This is a genomic window from Bradyrhizobium sp. ISRA442 (genome assembly GCF_038085055.1).
Taxonomy (GTDB): domain Bacteria; phylum Pseudomonadota; class Alphaproteobacteria; order Rhizobiales; family Xanthobacteraceae; genus Bradyrhizobium.
The window spans coordinates 1-17,391 of the sequence record NZ_JALGCN010000029.1; the positions used below are offsets into that span (position 1 = coordinate 1).

General features: G+C 63.3%; 15 protein-coding genes. 8 read left to right on the forward strand and 7 right to left on the reverse strand.

Annotated features, from left to right (window positions below; genetic code table 11):
• Positions 1-166: 166 nt before the first annotated feature.
• The 4 genes from MTR72_RS35700 to MTR72_RS35715 form a co-directional block, all read right to left on the reverse strand.
• Entirely contained in the window at positions 167-469 is a 303-nt protein-coding gene (locus MTR72_RS35700) for a YunG family protein (protein WP_445819672.1), read from the reverse strand.
• A gap of 621 nt (positions 470-1,090) precedes the next feature.
• On the reverse strand, positions 1,091-2,182 hold the full coding sequence (locus MTR72_RS35705) for a TRAP transporter substrate-binding protein (protein ID WP_280964602.1): 1,092 nt from the start codon (positions 2,180-2,182) through the stop codon (positions 1,091-1,093).
• A 199-nt stretch (positions 2,183-2,381) separates the two neighbouring features.
• Positions 2,382-3,512: an Mrp/NBP35 family ATP-binding protein gene (locus tag MTR72_RS35710; protein WP_280964603.1), complete on the reverse strand. Its 1,131-nt coding sequence runs from the start codon at positions 3,510-3,512 to the stop codon at positions 2,382-2,384.
• Positions 3,513-3,566: 54 nt separating this feature from the next.
• Positions 3,567-4,016 carry a VOC family protein gene (locus MTR72_RS35715; protein ID WP_280964604.1) on the reverse strand — a complete coding sequence of 150 codons (450 nt, stop codon included), beginning with the start codon at positions 4,014-4,016 and terminating at the stop codon, positions 3,567-3,569.
• 207 nt (positions 4,017-4,223) lie between these two features.
• Here MTR72_RS35715 and MTR72_RS35720 point away from each other — a divergent pair, with 207 nt between their 5' ends.
• The 5 genes from MTR72_RS35720 to MTR72_RS35740 all read left to right on the forward strand — a co-directional run bounded on the left by MTR72_RS35720 (position 4,224) and on the right by MTR72_RS35740 (position 9,055).
• On the forward strand, positions 4,224-5,093 hold the full coding sequence (locus tag MTR72_RS35720; protein ID WP_280964605.1) for an NAD(P)-dependent oxidoreductase: 870 nt from the start codon (positions 4,224-4,226) through the stop codon (positions 5,091-5,093).
• A gap of 121 nt (positions 5,094-5,214) precedes the next feature.
• On the forward strand, positions 5,215-6,495 hold the full coding sequence (gene nhaD, locus MTR72_RS35725) for a sodium:proton antiporter NhaD (RefSeq protein WP_280964606.1): 1,281 nt from the start codon (positions 5,215-5,217) through the stop codon (positions 6,493-6,495).
• A gap of 136 nt (positions 6,496-6,631) precedes the next feature.
• Positions 6,632-8,227 (forward strand): sensor histidine kinase, encoded by a 1,596-nt coding sequence (locus MTR72_RS35730; RefSeq protein WP_280964607.1) that lies wholly within the window; start codon positions 6,632-6,634, stop codon positions 8,225-8,227.
• Between the two features lie 44 nt (positions 8,228-8,271).
• Entirely contained in the window at positions 8,272-8,472 is a 201-nt protein-coding gene (locus MTR72_RS35735) for a DUF1289 domain-containing protein (protein WP_280964608.1), read from the forward strand.
• A gap of 28 nt (positions 8,473-8,500) precedes the next feature.
• Positions 8,501-9,055 carry a TIGR02281 family clan AA aspartic protease gene (locus MTR72_RS35740; RefSeq protein ID WP_280964609.1) on the forward strand — a complete coding sequence of 185 codons (555 nt, stop codon included), beginning with the start codon at positions 8,501-8,503 and terminating at the stop codon, positions 9,053-9,055.
• A 7-nt stretch (positions 9,056-9,062) separates the two neighbouring features.
• Here the strand turns inward: MTR72_RS35740 and dusA are convergent, their stop codons facing one another.
• The 3 genes from dusA to MTR72_RS35755 form a co-directional block, all read right to left on the reverse strand.
• Positions 9,063-10,058 carry a tRNA dihydrouridine(20/20a) synthase DusA gene (dusA, locus tag MTR72_RS35745; protein ID WP_341512011.1) on the reverse strand — a complete coding sequence of 332 codons (996 nt, stop codon included), beginning with the start codon at positions 10,056-10,058 and terminating at the stop codon, positions 9,063-9,065.
• 327 nt (positions 10,059-10,385) lie between these two features.
• Positions 10,386-12,623, reverse strand: a complete 2,238-nt coding sequence (locus MTR72_RS35750) for a carboxypeptidase regulatory-like domain-containing protein (protein WP_341512012.1) — start codon at positions 12,621-12,623, stop codon at positions 10,386-10,388.
• Positions 12,624-12,631: 8 nt separating this feature from the next.
• Positions 12,632-13,030, reverse strand: coding sequence for a c-type cytochrome (locus MTR72_RS35755; RefSeq protein ID WP_341512013.1), 399 nt, complete (start codon positions 13,028-13,030; stop codon positions 12,632-12,634).
• Between the two features lie 157 nt (positions 13,031-13,187).
• On the opposite strand from MTR72_RS35755, the gene MTR72_RS35760 reads away from it, so the two are divergent.
• From MTR72_RS35760 to MTR72_RS35770, 3 genes are read left to right on the forward strand one after another with little or no spacing between them, the layout of a single operon-like run.
• On the forward strand, positions 13,188-14,588 hold the full coding sequence (locus MTR72_RS35760) for a cytochrome c (RefSeq protein ID WP_341512014.1): 1,401 nt from the start codon (positions 13,188-13,190) through the stop codon (positions 14,586-14,588).
• Entirely contained in the window at positions 14,585-15,082 is a 498-nt protein-coding gene (locus MTR72_RS35765) for a (2Fe-2S)-binding protein (RefSeq protein WP_280964613.1), read from the forward strand. Before MTR72_RS35760 ends, MTR72_RS35765 begins: the two co-directional genes overlap by 4 nt.
• A complete protein-coding gene (locus tag MTR72_RS35770) occupies positions 15,079-17,301 on the forward strand; it encodes a xanthine dehydrogenase family protein molybdopterin-binding subunit (RefSeq protein ID WP_341512015.1) in 2,223 nt (740 codons plus the stop codon). The genes MTR72_RS35765 and MTR72_RS35770 overlap by 4 nt, the downstream gene beginning before the upstream one ends.
• Positions 17,302-17,391: the final 90 nt, after the last annotated feature.

The following is a 17,391-nucleotide window of genomic DNA, read 5'->3' on the forward strand; positions in this document are numbered from 1 at the left end:
ACATATTGCGCTGCCGCACGAAGTCGGTCGCTATAGGGGCAAAGCAGACATTGCTTTAGTCACATCACGCCGCCGGGTTTATGGGTACACGGCCTAGTCACTGGGACTGACGATCGAGCTGGACCCGACTTGGTACGGTGCTCCTGAAAAGCCGCTCTGAGTTCAGCTAGTTCGTCGTTTGTTGCTCCTGTTCTGCGTCGGCCCGATTTGTAGGCAAGTCCATGTAGGCGATTGGCTGATCGAACTGGCTCGCCGTGAAGTCAAACCTCCGGCCTCCGATCCGATTGTAAAAATGGTCGCCGGCCGGTAGAGGCGTCTTCAGTAAGTCACCGCCAAAGAGTTCATGAATCAGCAGCGAAGTGACATTGCATTGCCCTGCTGCGGGATTGTTCGGAGTCCATTTGCTGGCAGTGGACAATGACCATGCCTTGCTCAGCGCGCTTTGAACTTCATCAGGATCGAAGCTCATCGTCACTCCAAAGATCGGCGAGGCGCAAATTCGGATTATACGATAATCGCTTTTCTGACACTGTTTTGCCCGACGTGTCAAACGGCTTCGCAGATCGCGGGATCCGTGGAGCGAAGCCCGTCACCTTCGCCAGCGCGCGCTGATGGCGGCGGTCGCCGCGAATGCGCAGCGCCGGGCGGGAGCCCAACTCCACCCACTCGTCATTGCGAGCGTGGCGAAGCACTCCAGGATCTTTGCGCAGAGGGACTCTGGATTGCTTCGCTCCGCTCGCAATGACGGTGTGGGAGCACACCCGCGTAAAATGACGATGTCATTCCGGATGCGCGCCGTCAGGCGAATGACCTGCACCGGCCTCGGCTGCGCGGTGATTGCCTCGTTCTGCCGATTTGGTCCGACGTGTCAAACCGTTGGCAGCATCCACAGGGCATCGTGCCCTCACCCCTCGTCTACTTTGCATGGGGTTGTTTTCCATATTTTGGTTGGGCGCCCTCCAACACGCTGCGGCGGCAACGCCCCGGAGCCTTCGCTCCGGGGCCCTGCATTCGATATGCGCGCGACCGCCGCAAAAAAGCCCGGCCTCGCGAGCGAGGCCGGGCTCTGTTGTCGAGCGATCGTTCAGGATCAGCCGCGGGTGCGCGAGCGGATCATGAAGCTGTCGTAGGTGTATTCGGCGACCTGCCACCACAGATACTCGTCGGAGCGGTAGGCCTGCATGGCGTCGATCACCTTCTTGAAGTCGGGGTTCTTGGCCGAAATCTCCGCCCACAGCTCATTGGTTGCCTTGAGGCAGGCCTCGAGCACCTCGTTGGTGAACGGACGGAGCTGCGTGCCGCCGGCGACGAGGCGCTTCAAAGCCGCCGGGTTCTGCAGGTCGTATCGCGCTGCCATCCAGGAGTTGGTGTTGGCGGCCGCATTGGTGAGGATCGCCTGGTAGGCCTTCGGAAGCTCGTTCCACTTGTCGAGGTTCGCGAATGCGTGGACGGTCGGGCCGCCTTCCCAGAAGCCCGGGTAGTAGTAGTACTTCGCAACCTTTGCGAAGCCGAGCTTCTCGTCGTCATAGGGACCGACCCATTCGGCGGCGTCGATGGTGCCCTTCTCCAGGGACGGATAGATGTCACCGCCGGCGAGCTGCTGCGGCACGACTCCAACTTTCTGCAATACCTGACCGGCGATGCCGCCGATTCGGAATTTCAGGCCCGAGAGATCGGCAACCGTCTTGATCTCCTTGCGGAACCAGCCGCCCATCTGCGTGCCGGTGTTGCCGCAGGGGAATGCGATGGCGTTCGCCGACTTCTTGAAGAACTCGTTGGCGAGTTCGTTGCCGCCGCCCTGATAGAGCCAGGAATTCTGCTGACGCGCATTCAGCCCGAACGGCACCGAGGCGAAGATCGCGTAGGTCGGGTCCTTGCCGACATAGTAGTAGGAGACGGTGTGACACATCTCGACCGTGCCCTTCTGGGTCGCGTCGAGCGCCTGCAGACCCGGAACGATCTCACCCGCTTGGAAGACCTGGATCTGAAACTTGTTGTCGGTCATCTCGGCGACCTGCTTGGCGAGATACTCCGCACCGCCATAGATCGTATCCAGCGACTTCGGAAAGCTCGAAGTCAGGCGCCACTTCACTTCCGGCGAGGACTGCGCAATCGCCGGCGAGGCCACTGCGGTCGCCGCCGCGCCTGCTGCCGACACCTTCAAAAAATCACGACGCTTCATCTTCAGGTCTCTCCTTGCTGGGGCGTTTCCCCTCAACTTCTCTTTTGCCGCCGCTCATCTCGGCGATGCGTTCATTAGAAATCGCGTCGAACCGATGGCGCTAGACTGCCGTGGGCCTTTAACACGGAAGCCCCGGTTGCGGAACGCGACATTGGCATGACGGACCTCTACGAAAGTCGCATGTCCACTGCGAACCAGCTCAGGCCGCTGCAATGACGCCCTTGAGCTGGTCCCGCACCTTCTCTGCGACGGCGCGGTAGATCGCCGCATGGGGTCCGTCGGGCTCGCTGTCGACCACCGGGCTGCCGGCATCCGACGTAGCGCGAATCGCCATGTGCAGAGGGACCTCGCCTAGGAACGGAACTCCAAGCTTCTCGGCCTCATGCCGGGCACCACCATGGCCGAAGATGTCCGACTTCGTGCCGCAATGCGGGCACTGGAAATAGCTCATGTTCTCGACGATGCCGAGCACCGGCACGTTCACTTTCCTGAACATGGCAAGACCCCGCCGTGCATCGATCAAGGACAGGTCCTGCGGGGTCGAGATGATGACGGCGCCCTTCAGCGGCACGTTCTGCGCCAGCGTGAGCTGGGCATCGCCCGTGCCCGGCGGCATGTCGACCACCAGCACGTCGAGCGTGCCCCATTCGACGTCGCGCAGCATCTGCGTCACCGCCGACATCACCATCGGGCCGCGCCAGATCATCGCGGTCTCTTCCTCCACCAGGAAGCCGATCGACATGATCGCGAGCCCGAAACGCCTGAGCGGAATCATCTTGCGTTCGCCGTTCAGCTCCGGCTTGTCGCGCAGGCCCGTCAGCCGCGGCATCGAGGGACCGTAGATGTCGGCATCGAGGAGCCCAACCTTCAACCCGAGGTCGCGCAGCCCCAGCGCCAGGTTGAGCGCGGTGGTCGACTTGCCGACACCGCCCTTGCCGGACGCCACAGCAATCACGGCGGCAACGCCCGGGATCTCGGATTGCCGCGACATCGGCGAGGCGGCGCCCTGCGGCGGCCGATGGGCATGGGCCGGCTGCACTCCCGGCGCGCCGCGGCTCGGTGCCGGTGGCGGCGTGCTGCCCGGCTTGCGCTCGGCGGTCAGCGCCACCAAGACCGTGGTGACACCCGGAATGGCGCGCACGGCGGCTTCGGCCTCGGCGCGAACCGGCTCCCAGGTCCGCGCCTCGGCGGCATCCACATTGATCGAGAAGAACACCTTGCCGTCAGAGGCACTGATCGCGCTCAGCACATTGGCATTGGTGAGCGCGACCCCGCGCGGCGATTTGATCCGGCTGAGGCTGTCGAGAACCTGTTGCTGCGTCACGCTCAAAGCGCATCTCCTGAACTCAAGATGTGCCCCATTAGAGCGGAAACGCCCAAAAGGCTACTGCCTGCCGATATCGTCAGCCATCTCGGCGGGCGCCGCCGCTCTCTGTTCCTTGGCTGCCTCGTAATTCAGCTCGATCATCACCCCGTTGGGATCGTGGACGAATATCTGCCAGAGGTCGCCGCCGGGCACCTGGCGGGACTCGAACTTCATGCCCTTGGCCGTCAGCCGCCGCTTCATGCCGTCGAACCCGCGGCTGACGAAAGCGACGTGGTGGACAACGCCGGAATCCGGCTTTTGTGGCTCCGCGGTCGGAGAAATATCGACGAGATGCACCACCGGCCTGCCCTCGCTGTACATCCAGGCCCCCGGAAAGGCGAAATTGGGCCGCGCGCCGTTCTCCAGGCCGAGCACCTCTTCATAGAAGCGGACCGTCTCCGCCAGCTTCCGGGTCCGGATATTGAAATGATCGAGGACGCCAACGCTCACGCCCAAATCCTCACCCATGCCGTCGCTCCTTTTTTGAAGTCCTTGGTCTTTTGAAGTCTTTTGAAGTGCTTGTCCTGCCATCCTAGCACAGGAGGGCGCCAAACGAAGCCGTTGCCCTCTGGCCTTAAGGGTTTATGGTGCGCGCGATCCGCCCTCGCAGCGGAACCTGGCGCCCCTCGCCCGGCAATAACCGTAAAAACCCAAACTACGGACAAGGTTACACACATGGCTAAAGTCGCTTTCCTCGGTCTCGGCGTGATGGGCTTCCCCATGGCCGGACACCTCGTGAAAAAAGGAGGCCATGAGGTCACCGTCTACAACCGCACCGCGGCCAAGGCGAAGGACTGGGCGGACAAGTTCGGCGGCAAGACCGCCAGCACCCCGAAGGCCGCCGCCGAAGGGCAGGATTTCGTGATGTGCTGCGTCGGCAACGACAACGACCTCCGCGCGGTCACGACCGGACCCGACGGCGCCTTTGCCGGCATGAAGAAGGGCGCGACCTTCGTCGACCACACCACTGCCTCCGCAGAGGTCGCACGCGAGCTCGATGCGGCCGCCACCAAGGCCGGCTTCAAATTCGTCGACGCGCCGGTCTCCGGCGGCCAGGCCGGCGCCGAGAACGGCGTGCTGACCGTGATGTGCGGCGGCGCCAAGGACGCCTATGCCGGCGCCGAGCCGGTGATCGCGGCCTATGCGCGCATGTGCAAGCTGCTCGGGCCGGCCGGCTCCGGCCAGCTCACCAAGATGGTCAACCAGATCTGCATCGCCGGCCTCGTGCAAGGCCTCTCGGAGGGCATCCACTTCGCCAAGAAGTCCGGCCTCGACGTGGCGGCCGTGATCGACACCATCTCCAAGGGCGCGGCGCAATCCTGGCAGATGGAGAACCGCTACAAGACCATGAACGAGGACAAGTACGATTTCGGCTTCGCGGTGGAATGGATGCGCAAGGATCTGTCGATCTGCATCGCGGAGGCCCGCCGCAACGGCGCCAACCTGCCGGTGACCGCGCTGGTCGACCAGTTCTATGCCGAGGTCGAGAAGATGGGCGGCAAGCGCTGGGATACGTCCAGCCTGCTTGCGCGCCTGCAGCGCTGAGGAGCGCTGCCAACCCGTTCGCTGACCGGGCAGGCGGCGACGGTCCCGAGCCTCGATGCGGCGCCTGCTGCGACGAGGCCGGGCAAGCGTGCATTAAGAGAGAAGTTCAGGGGGAACTGACTTGCTGAGTGTGATAGCCGCCGTTTTCATCGTTGCGTATGCAGCCATCGCGCTCGAGCACCCGCTAGGTATCAACAAGAGCGCTACCGCTCTGTTGGGAGCCGGCCTGCTCTGGACCATCTACGCGCTGTCCGTCGGCGACGCCTCGCTCATCAATCACCAGCTTGACGAGTCAGTCTCGTCGACCGCGCAGATCGTCTTCTTCCTGATCGGCGCCATGACCATCGTCGAGGTGGTCGACGCCCATAACGGCTTCGAGGTTATCACCTCGCTCATCCGCACCACGAGGCAGACCACGCTGATGTGGATTCTCGGCTTCGTGACCTTCTTCCTGAGCGCGATCCTCGACAACCTGACGACCACCATCGTCATGATCTCGCTGCTTCAGAAGCTGATCGGCGACAGGCAGGATCGGCTGTGGTTCGCGTCGATCATCGTGATCGCCGCCAACGCGGGCGGCGCCTGGACGGTGATCGGCGACGTCACCACGACGATGCTCTGGATCGGAGGCCAGATCTCTCCCGTCAGCATCATGGGCGCGGTGTTTCTTCCGTCACTGCTCAACCTGCTCATTCCCTTGCTGATCATCGGCTCCTTCGTGAAAGGAAAGGAAATCATCCCTCCGCTGCAGCAGGAAATGCAGGGCCGCAAGATCGAGCTGTTCGAGCGCAACCTGATGTTCTATCTCGGCCTCGGCACGCTGATCGCCGTTCCGGTTTTCAAGGCCGCCACCCACCTCGCCCCCTTCATGGGCATCCTGTTCGGGCTGGGCATCCTCTGGCTGGTCGGTGAGATCGTTCACCGCCACAAGGACGAGGAAGCGCGCCGTCCCCTCACCCTCGTTCATGCGCTGACCCGCATCGACATGAGCTCCATCGTGTTCTTCGTCGGCATTCTTTTGGCGGTCGCGTGCCTGGAGCACGCCCACATACTGGAGCAGCTCGCGAAATGGCTCGATGCCACGGTCGGCCGTCTGGACATCATCGTGATCCTCCTCGGCCTGCTGAGTGCCGTCATCGACAACGTCCCACTCGTCGCGGCGACGATGGGCATGTACAATCTGGCGCAATATCCGCCCGACAGCTTCATCTGGGAGTTCATCGCCTATTGCGCCGGCACCGGCGGCTCGATCCTGATCATCGGCTCGGCCGCGGGCGTCGCCGCCATGGGCCTCGAGAAGATCGAGTTCCTCTGGTACGCACGCCGCATCGGTGGCCCCGCGCTCGCAGGCTATCTGGCCGGCGCCATGGTCTACATCGCGCAGCATGCGGCGCTGCATTGAGCGGGCCGCACCGCCTGAAATTAACGCCCCGTTAACGTAATTCTTTAGCTCCTTAAGGCAGCTCTTAAGGATTTGTTGCCAGAGATAGACAATGCAGAAGGCCCGCCTCCGCGTGGGCAGGAATCGTTGTTGTTCGATGAGTAACCCCGCTGAAAAGCCCGAGGTTGTGCAGCTTCCGGCCGAGCCGGTCAGCGTGCCATCGGCGAGCAGTCGCCGGGCTGCCTTGCAGCGGGTGCGCGAGGCGCGCGACAAGTTAACGTCGACCAGCGGAACCCGGCCGGCCTTCGACGCCGAGCTGCTGCGCCAATATGCCCAGACGCGGCTGTCTGCTTCCTACGTCGTGATGCTGCTGGTGGTGGCGACCGGCGTGTTGTTCGGGCTGTGGATGCAGCCGATCCCGGCCGCGGCTTGGACCTGCGGCATGCTCTGCATCCACGCGGCACTGATCCGGAGCTGCCGGCGCTTTCTGGCCGAGCCGACCTCGCCCGCCGCGACGCGCACCTGGCAGACGCGCTTCGTCGTGCTCGATCTACTCTATGGCCTGTGCTGGATGGCGATCCTGATCCATCCCGTGCTCGACATGGTCACGGAAACGCTGATGATGTTCCTGATGCTGCTGGTGATCGCAGTGTCGAGCATGCTGGCCGCCAATTTGCCGATTGCAGCGCTTGCCGCCACCGCGCCCGTCGCCGTCGCGATGGCCTTGAGCTTCGCGATGAGCGGCTCACTGGACAATTACATCCTGGCTGCGCTCGCGCTTGCGGCCGAAGGCTATTTCGTGCTGCTGGCGCACCGGCTGCACTCCTCGACCTTCGCCACGCTGGAAGCGCGCGCCGAGAAGGATGCGCTGATCGGCGAGCTCGAGCAGGCTAAGGCGATCTCCGACGAGGCGCGCCACCGCGCCGAATCCGCCAACGTCGCCAAGTCGCGCTTCCTCGCGCAGATGAGCCACGAGCTGCGCACGCCGCTGAACGCGATCCTCGGCTTCTCCGAGGTGATGAAGAGCGAGATTTTCGGCGCGCATCAGGTCGCCGTCTACAAGGAATATTCCGCCGACATCCATAATTCCGGCGTGCATCTGCTCAACCTCATCAACGAGATCCTCGACCTGTCGCGGATCGAAGCCGGCCGCTACGAGCTGAACGAGGAAGCGGTGTCGCTGGTCGGCATCGTCGCCGATTGCCATCACCTGATGAAGCTGCGCGCCTCGAGCCGCGGCATCACCATCCACGAGGTGTTCGAGCAGGCGATGCCGCGGCTGTGGGCCGACGAGCGCGCGATCCGCCAGGTCGTGCTCAATCTGCTCTCCAACTCGATCAAGTTCACCCCACAGGGCGGCGAGATCTGGCTCAAGGCCGGCTGGACCGCCTCGGGCGGACAGTATCTCTCGGTGAAGGACACTGGCTCCGGCATCCCCGAGGACGAGATCCCGGTCGTGCTCGCCTCCTTCGGCCAAGGCTCCAACTCGATCAAGTCGGCCGAACAGGGCGCAGGGCTAGGCCTGCCCATCGCCAAGAACCTAATCGACCTGCATGGCGGCACGTTCACGCTGAAATCTAAGCTGCGCATCGGGACCGAGGTGATCGTCACCTTCCCGCCGGAGCGCGTGATGAGCGCGCTGGCGCCGCTGACGGAGGATTCGCCGCCGCTGCAGCCTGAGAGTTCCATCGTTCCCGACGAGAAGCGCCGGCCGCGCCACAGACCGATCATGAGCGCAGGCACGGGCTCTTAAACAGATGCTTGCAGACATACCCGACGATCCCTCACTATGTCCGAATGAGCAAAGACACGCCGTGCGTCGCCGTCTGCATGATCGATCCCAAGACCAAGCTGTGCTTCGGCTGCGGCCGTACGCTGCCGGAGATCGCGTGCTGGCATGCGATGGAGCGCGCGGAACGGCTCGCGGTGATGGCGCAGCTCGCGGCGCGCATGGCGGAGGCCGGACTTGCGCCGATCGCCGGATCGAGGCGCACCTGACCTGCGTGCGCGTCGGCGGAGGCGCGCGATGATCCGATTCCTGCTCGTTCTCGCCATGCTGGCCGGCACCGCCGGTGCGGTCGTCGCGTATGGCGATCCTGCGCAGATTGCACGCGCCAGCCACAAGGTCTCGCACATGTTCCGCGCACAAGCCGCCGCGCCCGCTCCCGCCGTACAGATCCAGCGCGGCCAGGGCGGCGAATTCGCGCTGCGGGCGAAGATCAACGGCGTGACCGCGCCGATGGTGATCGACACCGGGGCAACGTCGGTGGTGCTGACCTGGGAAACCGCAAGAGCGATCGGGCTGCCGCTCGAGATGCTGGAATATGACGTCGACCTGGAGACCGCGGGCGGTCATACCAAGGCGGCCCGGCTCACGCTCGACCGTCTGGCCGTCGGCCACCTCGTCGAGAAATCGGTGCCGGCGCTTGTCGTGCAGCGCGGGCAGATGAAGACCAATCTGCTCGGCATGAGCTTCCTTGACCGCCTGGAGAGCTGGGGCGTGCGCGCCGATACGCTGATGCTTACCGGCTACCCGGAGCTCCAAAGCAGCCGCCGCCGGGCGCGCACGGCGGTCGACTAAAGCGCAGCTACGCAGCCGCCTCAGCAGGTAGAGCGCGGCCGATGCGGGCGATCGCATCGCGCAGCACGTCGATGCCCGCGCCCGGCTTCACCCCTTTTTCGGCAAGATGGCGGCGGAAGGCGCGCGCGCCGGGCACAGCGTGGAAGGCGCCGACGAAATGCCGTGTGATCGCATGCAGCCGCGTGCCGCGCGCAAGCTGCTGCTCGATATAAGGCATCATCGCCTCGAGCGCGTCCTGCATCGTCGCATGCGGCGCCGCCTCGCCGAAGATCTCCGGATCGACCGAGAGCAGCCGCCATGGCGCCTGATACGCGGCGCGGCCGAGCATCGCACCGTCGACATGATCAAGATGCGCCCTCACCTCGTCGATGCCGCCGATGCCGCCATTGATGACGACACGCACATCCGGCATCGCGCGCTTCAGGCGATAGACGCGATCGTAATCGAGTGGCGGGATGTCACGGTTCTCCTTCGGCGACAAGCCGTTGAGCCAAGCTTTGCGAGCGTGCACGATCAGGGCGTCGGAGCCTGCCGCGACGACCGCGCGTGCGAGCGTATCCAACGCGGCTTCCGGATCCTGGTCGTCGATACCGATGCGGCACTTGACGGTGACGGGCACGGCGACCGCGCGCTTCATCGCATCGACGCATGAGGCAACGAGTTCCGGCTCCGCCATTAGACAGGCACCGAAGCGGCCGTCCTTCACGCGATCCGACGGGCAGCCGACATTGAGATTGATCTCGTCATAGCCGAAGTCCTCGCCGATCCGCGCGGCCAGCGCGAGCTCGCGCGGATCCGACCCGCCAAGCTGAAGCGCCACCGGATGCTCGACCGCGTCGAACCCGAGCAGCCGCTCCCGATCGCCGTGAATGACGGCGCCGGTCGTCAGCATCTCCGTATAGAGCAGCGCCCGCCGCGTCAGGTGACGATGGAACACCCGGCAATGACGGTCAGTCCAGTCCATCATCGGGGCGACGGCAAATCTCCAGCGCAAGTCCTTCATTTCGTTTATCTATTTTGCTCCCTCGATCCCAAATGTGATTGGACCGACTGAGAAATTTGGTTCGATGAGGCTTCCTCAGATTGCTCGTTCTAGGCTCATATATGTCCGAATTGGAAGCGAAAATCTGGCTTTCGGATTCTCAGTGCGCACACCATGCACACGAGGTGTGTAATCGAAAGGTCATGCTGACGAAACTCCGCTCGCAGGGTTCGATCACCCGTCCACCCGACCCAAAGCACAAGTCCACCAGCACAAGATCAACTGGCGTGGTCGAGGGTGACCGCGGCGCGACGGCACGGTCGTAGAAACGACCATCATCAGACCAGTCTAGTGGGCGAGAGGATCCGGGCGGAGCTGAAACTGAACAACCAGCGGACTCGATCGCGTGGCCTCCGTCGCCCCTGGCGCGCCGGGATGGGGCGCATCAATGCCCTCGATATGAACGGGGGTGCGGTTGCCTGAGGTCGCCCACAGCCCACGAGCTTTCCAGCCGGCAGTGGGATCATCTATCCGCCCGTCAAGCTGCTTGGCAAAGAACCCCATCGGATACGGCACGCGCAGCTCGATGATGCGGCCATTCACCAGCGCATGCAGCGAATCGGACTGGTTGCCGGTGGCGATCGGCGTATTGACGCCGAGCCCCAGGATATCGTGCTGATCGACCCAAAGATAATAGGGGTTCTCTGCCGCGGTCGTGTCGCCCTGCAACGGCGGCCCCGGCAAAGGATAGAAGCTCCAGCCTTCGGGACATTTGTCGCCCTTCTCCGCTCCAGCACCGTTCAGCGGACCTTTGCATTTGCGGCGGTCGAAGCTGCCGATATGGCCACTGTCGAGCGGGACCCACACGACCCCGTTGCGATCTACGTCCATGCCGCGGATGCCGTAGCCGGGCAGTGGCACCTTGTAGACCTCGGATAGCGCTGTGCCGGGTGGATCTGACCCGGGATCGATGCGGACGATGTAGCCGGGATGCGGGAGGCTCGAGCCCCAGATCGAGCCGTCCAGCGGACTTGCCGAGATGCCGTAGAGACCGAGCGGAATGCGCGTATCCTTGTTCGGATCGACCGGCTGACCGGGCTCGTTGTAGCCTTCGTCGCGTCTGCCATTGCCGTTCGTATCGATCACGAGAGCAGTCCAGCCCTGCGCGGCCGCGGCATCTCCGTCCGACCAGAACCGCTTGGTATTCACCCATCCGACGACTGCGCTCTTGCCCTGCGTGTTGTTGCTGAACCAGAGCGTGTTCGCTTCATCCTCGGCAAAATTCAGATGCTGGGTGCCGAAGCAGGTATCGATGAATGTGAACTTCCCGGTACGGGGATCGTAGACGGTCACCTGTCGCGAGTTCTGATTGAACCCCTCCGGCCTTGCCGTCAGTGGATAGAGCTGCGCCGAGCGAAGCGGCGAGTCTTTGCCGCAGTAGGTGGGGATTTCCGCCGGTGGCCGCATTTGGGCCGTGAAATAGATGCGGCCATCCCGGTCCATCGCCGGCGAATGGGCATTGACTTGGCTATCCCATACCTGCTCGCGCCCCAAGTAAGGCGAAGATGCAAATACGGGGTTCGCCAATGCCGAGCTTGGTGTGCCCTCGGGCTCGCGGACCGGCACGTCGACGACGCGCTTGTGGTTGCGCACCGGATCGAGCACGGGCATCGTATTGCTGCTGAGCTCGGTCGCACCATAGAGCGGACCGTTCGCATTCACGGTCGGCTGTCGCTTGTCCGTTGCCGTAAGGTCATGCAGATAGTGCTTCGGGTCGAGCCAGTCGCGCACGGTGACGACGAGTTTTCGCTCGATGCCGATCGGCCGCGACGGCGCAGTTTTTGGAAACTCGCCGGCCTTGATGCGGTCGGTCCAGTCCGCGAGAGCCGCGAGGTGGCCGCCGTCCGGCGTCAACAGGCGGCCCATGGTGCGCACCATGGTCGTCCCGCCCGGTCCCGATTGCAGTCGCTGCGCCCAGGCCGCCACACTCGACCCAAGTTGGTCGAACACCGGCGGCATCGTGCGCGTGGCATAATTTCCAATCTGATGACAATTGCCGCAACCATTGGTCTTGATGACGTCGAGCCATTGATCGCGGGTCTTGAATTCACGCGGAATGCCGTTGCCATTGGGACCGGTGCCGGGAAATTTGTCCGCACCTGGCGGCTTGAACAGTGAAAACCAATAGATCGCAGGATAGTATTGCGCCGCCGCAGCGCGATCGGGCGCGGTCACTGCGTCGAGCTTCAACCGTTGGCCTCTTTCACCACTGACCTTCGGTGAGTCGACAAGACCATAGCCGCGGACCCAGACCTGATAGCGCGCGGCCGGAAGATCCGGAATGACGAAGCGTCCCGCATCGTCGGTGACGACCATCTTGGCGAAGCGTGTGCCGAGATCCCGCGTCTCGGCGATCACCCAGACCCCACCTTCCGGTCCGTTCGCGCTTCTGACGGCGCCGCCGATGTCATGCACACCGATGTCGACCGACAGCGGCTGCCCAGCGTCCTCTGCAAGCGCGACTAACGGCCGCGCAAATGCAAGTGTCAGCACCAATGCCACGGTCGGGCCAATCCGCAGTCCCATGAACGCCTCTATTTCTGAGCCGTCACGTAGGCAATGAGATCGTCAAGCTGCGAGTCCGCGATCCCCTGAAACACCGACATCCTGTTGCCCGGAATCATGAGGTCCGGCGCGCGGACGAACGACGCAATCTCGTCGGCGCCCCAGGTCCAGGTCGCTGCAGTAACGAATTCCGGCGAATATTTGTATCCTGGCGCGGTGCCGGCCTTGCGCCCCGCGATCCCGAACAGATTTGGTCCGAAGCGATTTGGCTCGCCTTTGCCGATGGTGTGACATAACGCGCACTCGCGGCTGAAGATCACGGCGCCTTTGACCGAATCGCCGGCTGCGCAGGCGAGATCGGGAGCGATGCCGACTGCCGCCACCGACAGGAGAAGAAGACGCACAGCCGAGAACAACGCCTGGAGCACGGGCGTGCCTCCCTGTTCAAATTCTGGCGACAACACGTCCCGGCAGCGTCGGTTCCTACCACTAACGGCACCCTCAACATCTGGTGATCTGCGAGGCGCTGGATGAAACCTGCCGCGAAGGGCCTGGTTATGCGATCGTCAACCGCGAATATTCGGCATGGCCACCTCAACTCGGATCAGCCTAGCCGTTGCCGGCGTGCTGCTGATCTTCGGTGGGACGACCATTGCGCTTGCTTGGCGCCCGGCCATCGGGACGGTCGAGCCGCCTGCCCCCCAATCGTTCGATCCCGAGCTGGTCAAACGTGGCCGTCAACTTGCCGCGATCGGCAATTGCATTGTCTGCCATACAGTGCGCGGCGGCGAAGAGCTCGCCGGCGGCATGCCGGTGTCCACACCGTTCGGCACCGTGTACTCCACCAACATCACGCCCGATCCGGACACCGGCATCGGGCGCTGGTCGGAAGCCGCCTTCCAACGCGCAATGAGTTACGGTGTCGACCGTGCAGGTCAGCATCTCTATCCGACCTTTCCTTATGATCATTTCACCCGTGTTACGGGCGAGGACGATCGCGCCCTTTACGCTTATCTCATGACACGACAGTCGGTGCGTGCGCCGGCCCGTCAAAACCAACTTTCGTTTCCGTTCAACCAGCGCCTGCTGATCGCCGGCTGGAAGCTGCTCTTCTTGCGTCACGGCGAGTTTCGCCCCGAGCCTTCGAAAAGTGCTGAATGGAACCGAGGCGCTTATCTGGTTGAAGGACTGGCTCACTGCGGCGCCTGTCATACGCCACGCAATGCCTTGGGTGCCGAACGGAACGAGGCAGCGTTCGGCGGCGGCGAAGCCGAGAACTGGCTCGCCTACGCCATCAATGCGCAATCGCCCGCGCCTGTCCCGTGGACGGAAGAGGCCCTGTTCGCCTATCTGCGGCGCGGCTGGGCTTCCGATCACGGCGTGGCACGCGGGCCGATGGCACAGGTCGTCAGCAATCTCTCTGACGTCGACGACGACGACGTCCGCGCGATTGCGGCCTACACCGGCGGCCTGTTCGGGCCGCCTGCCCCCGATCGCGTTCGCGCCGGCGAAACCGTACGCGCGGAAGCGGGCAAGACGCAGACCACGTCACCGCAAACATCAGCCTCGATATCCACGCGAAATGCGGGCTCGCCCACGACTGATAGCGGGGCGGTGATCTACGCGGCGGCATGCGCCGGTTGCCATGAGACCGCGCGGCCGCTTCCCTATGCCGGGGTCAATCTCCGCCTCTCGACGGCAATCAGCGCGCCGGACGCGCGTAATGCCGCCAACACCGTTCTGTATGGCCTGCCAGCGCTCGAAGGCGAACGTAGTCCGATCATGCCCGGCTTTGCTTCGAGCATGACCGACGCACAAGTGAGCGCGCTCCTGAAATACCTGCGCGCTCATTTCAGCAACCAGCCTCAATGGAGCAACATCGATCAGACGGTTGCCGGCGCCAGGCAGGCCCAGGCAGCCTTCCTCCAGACGTCGGCGGACCCGCCAAACATCGCCACCGATCCATCGCCGCGAGACAAGCCATGATCAAGCTGAATGTGAACGGGCAAGATCACTCCGTCGACGCAGAACCGGACACTCCCCTGCTCTACGTCCTGCGTGACGACATCAAGCTGAATGCAGCCAAGTATGGCTGCGGGCTCGGCCAGTGCGGCGCCTGCGCGGTCATGGTCGACGGCAAGGCGGCGCTTTCTTGCGTCACGCCGCTCGTGGTGCTCGAGGGCAAGCAGATCACGACGCTCGAAGGATTGGGCACAGCGGAGAACCCGGCACCGATCCAGCGCGCCTTCATGGAAAAGCAGGCAGCGCAATGCGGTTATTGTATTCCCGGCATGATGATGCGTGCGCAAGCGCTGCTCCAGCGCAACTCAAAACCAACCGACCAACAGATCCGAACCGAGCTCGCGCCGCATCTGTGCCGTTGCGGGACACACATGCGGATCCTGCGCGCCGTGCAGCGCGCCGCACGGATGATGGAAAGCTCTGATCATTCCTCTTCAGGTCATGGAAGTTCGCTATGAGCGCCCTCCTCACCATCGATCGCCGTCGCGTGTTGATTGGTAGCGGCGCTCTGATCGTCAGCCTGTCGCTCGGCCGAGCGTCAGCACAGGAACAAACATCGGCTGGCGCGCCGAACCTTCCTGGCAGCCTCGCCAAAGCACCTTATCTCGATTCCTGGATCCGCATTGATGCCGACGCCGGCATTACCGTATTCACCGGCAAGGCGGAACTTGGCCAAGGCATCAAGACCGCGCTGCAGCAAATCGCCGCGGAAGAGCTCGATGTGCCCTTCGAGTCGATAAAGCTCGTTACAGCAGACACCAAATTCACTGCGAACGAAGGCTACACGGCAGGAAGTCACTCCATGCAGGATAGCGGCACGGCGATCCAGAATGCTGCCGCGCAGGCGCGTCAGTTGCTGATCGAGGAAGCATCGCGCCGGCTAAGCCAACCGATCGAACGCCTGAAAACCGAGAGCGGCGCAGTCGTCGCTCCCGGCGGCACCCGGTTGAGCTATGGCGAACTCGTCGCTTCCGAGCTTCTGCATGTGCAGGCGCAGCCCGGCGCAAGGCTGAAGGATCCCTCGACCTTCAAAGTGATGGCTCAGCCGATACCGCGGGTCGACATTCCCGCCAAGGTCACGGGCGGCGCAGCCTTCGTACAGGATATCCGGCTGCCCGGCATGCTGCACGCGCGCGTGGTGCGTCCGCCGAGCTATGGCGCTCAATTGATGGATTGTGACCTCTCCGCCGTCGAGAAGATGGCAGGCGTGGTCAAGGTCATCCGCAACGGGAATTTCCTGGCGGTTACCGCGGAAAAGGAATTTCAGTCGATCAAGGCCATGAACACGCTCGCCGCCGCAGCCAAGTGGCGGGAGACCCCAACCCTGCCTAAAGGCGATCTGCACGACGTATTGACCCGGTTGAGGTCGCAGGATTCGACCATCCTCGAGCTCAGCGATGCCGCGGTGACGGGGCAGCGAACGATCGGGGCGACCTACGTGCGGCCCTACCAGTTGCATGGTTCGATTGGACCATCATGTGCGGTCGCTCACTTCAGCGATGGGGCGATGACCGTCTGGACCCATACGCAGGGCGTCTACTCCGACCGTCAGGCGATTGCAGAGCTATTGGGCATGCCGCCGGACAGCGTGCGTCTCATTCACGTCGAAGGCTCCGGTTGCTACGGTCATAACGGCGCCGATGATGCTGCGGCCGATGCGGCATTGATCGCCAGCGCCTTGCCGGGACGCCCGGTGCGCCTGCAATGGATGCGTGAACAGGAGCACGCCTGGGAGCCGTTCGGTCCGGCCATGGTGACGAGATTGAGGGCATCGCTCGATGCCGAAGGACGTGTCGCGAACTGGCACTTTGAGGTCTGGAGCAATACGCATTCGATGCGCCCCGGCGGCGCCGGCGCGCTGCTTGCTGCGCAGCACAAGGCGCAACCGATCGCTGCGCCAGAGCCAAAGCCGCTCCCCTTGCCGGAAGGCGGCGGCGACCGCAATGCGATCCCAATCTATTCGTTTCCCAACGCAAAGGTCGTGCACCACTTCATTGCCGACATGCCGCTGCGCATTTCCGCGCTGCGCGCGCTCGGTGCCTACCACAATATCTTTTCCATCGAGAGCTTCATGGATGAGCTCGCGGCTCTTGCTGAGGCGGACCCGGTCGAATTCCGGCTGCGACACCTCAAGGACCAGCGCGCTTCCGAGGTCATCGAGCAAGCTGCGAGGGGCTTCGGCTGGACAACGGATCGGAAGCCACCGAGCGGTCACGGTTACGGATTTGCTTTCGCCCGCTACAAGAACCTCGCGGCCTACTGCGCGATAGCCTCGGAGGTCGAGGTCAACCGAGACACCGGCCGCGCGCGTCTCGTCCGTGCCGTGGCTGCGGTCGACGCAGGGCAAATCGTCAATCCCGACGGCCTGATCAACCAGATTGAAGGGGCGATCCTGCACTCGGCGAGTTGGACCCTCTATGAGAGTGTGACCTTCAACGACTCGGAAATCACCAGCGTCGATTGGCAAACTTACCCTATCCTGCGCTTCAACGCCGTGCCGGAAGCCGTTGAAGTTCATCTCCTCAACCGGCCCGGCCAGCCGTTTCTAGGCAGTGGCGAAGCCGGCCAGGGACCGACCGCGGCCTCGATCGCAAATGCAATTGCAAATGCCACTGGCAAGCGCTTGCGCGATCTGCCCCTAACCCGGGATCGGATCAGGAAGGCAATTCAGGCTTAGACCGGAGTTCGGCCTCGGTCCGTCAGGAACTTCGTGGCCAACGACAATGGCGCGAGGCCTGCCTCTTCTGGAACAATTCCGTTGCGGTCC

Excerpts from the sequence above, each read along its gene's own strand:
- MTR72_RS35700 (WP_445819672.1), bottom strand. The coding sequence starts at position 469 with ATGAGCTTCGATCCTGATGAAGTTCAAAGCGCGCTGAGCAAGGCATGG.
- MTR72_RS35705 (WP_280964602.1), bottom strand. The coding sequence starts at position 2,182 with ATGAAGCGTCGTGATTTTTTGAAGGTGTCGGCAGCAGGCGCGGCGGCG.
- MTR72_RS35715 (WP_280964604.1), bottom strand. The coding sequence starts at position 4,016 with ATGGGTGAGGATTTGGGCGTGAGCGTTGGCGTCCTCGATCATTTCAAT.
- MTR72_RS35720 (WP_280964605.1), top strand. The coding sequence starts at position 4,224 with ATGGCTAAAGTCGCTTTCCTCGGTCTCGGCGTGATGGGCTTCCCCATG.
- MTR72_RS35730 (WP_280964607.1), top strand. The coding sequence starts at position 6,632 with ATGAGTAACCCCGCTGAAAAGCCCGAGGTTGTGCAGCTTCCGGCCGAG.
- MTR72_RS35735 (WP_280964608.1), top strand. The coding sequence starts at position 8,272 with ATGAGCAAAGACACGCCGTGCGTCGCCGTCTGCATGATCGATCCCAAG.
- MTR72_RS35740 (WP_280964609.1), top strand. The coding sequence starts at position 8,501 with ATGATCCGATTCCTGCTCGTTCTCGCCATGCTGGCCGGCACCGCCGGT.
- dusA (WP_341512011.1), bottom strand. The coding sequence starts at position 10,058 with ATGAAGGACTTGCGCTGGAGATTTGCCGTCGCCCCGATGATGGACTGG.
- MTR72_RS35750 (WP_341512012.1), bottom strand. The coding sequence starts at position 12,623 with ATGGGACTGCGGATTGGCCCGACCGTGGCATTGGTGCTGACACTTGCA.
- MTR72_RS35760 (WP_341512014.1), top strand. The coding sequence starts at position 13,188 with ATGGCCACCTCAACTCGGATCAGCCTAGCCGTTGCCGGCGTGCTGCTG.
- MTR72_RS35765 (WP_280964613.1), top strand. The coding sequence starts at position 14,585 with ATGATCAAGCTGAATGTGAACGGGCAAGATCACTCCGTCGACGCAGAA.
- MTR72_RS35770 (WP_341512015.1), top strand. The coding sequence starts at position 15,079 with ATGAGCGCCCTCCTCACCATCGATCGCCGTCGCGTGTTGATTGGTAGC.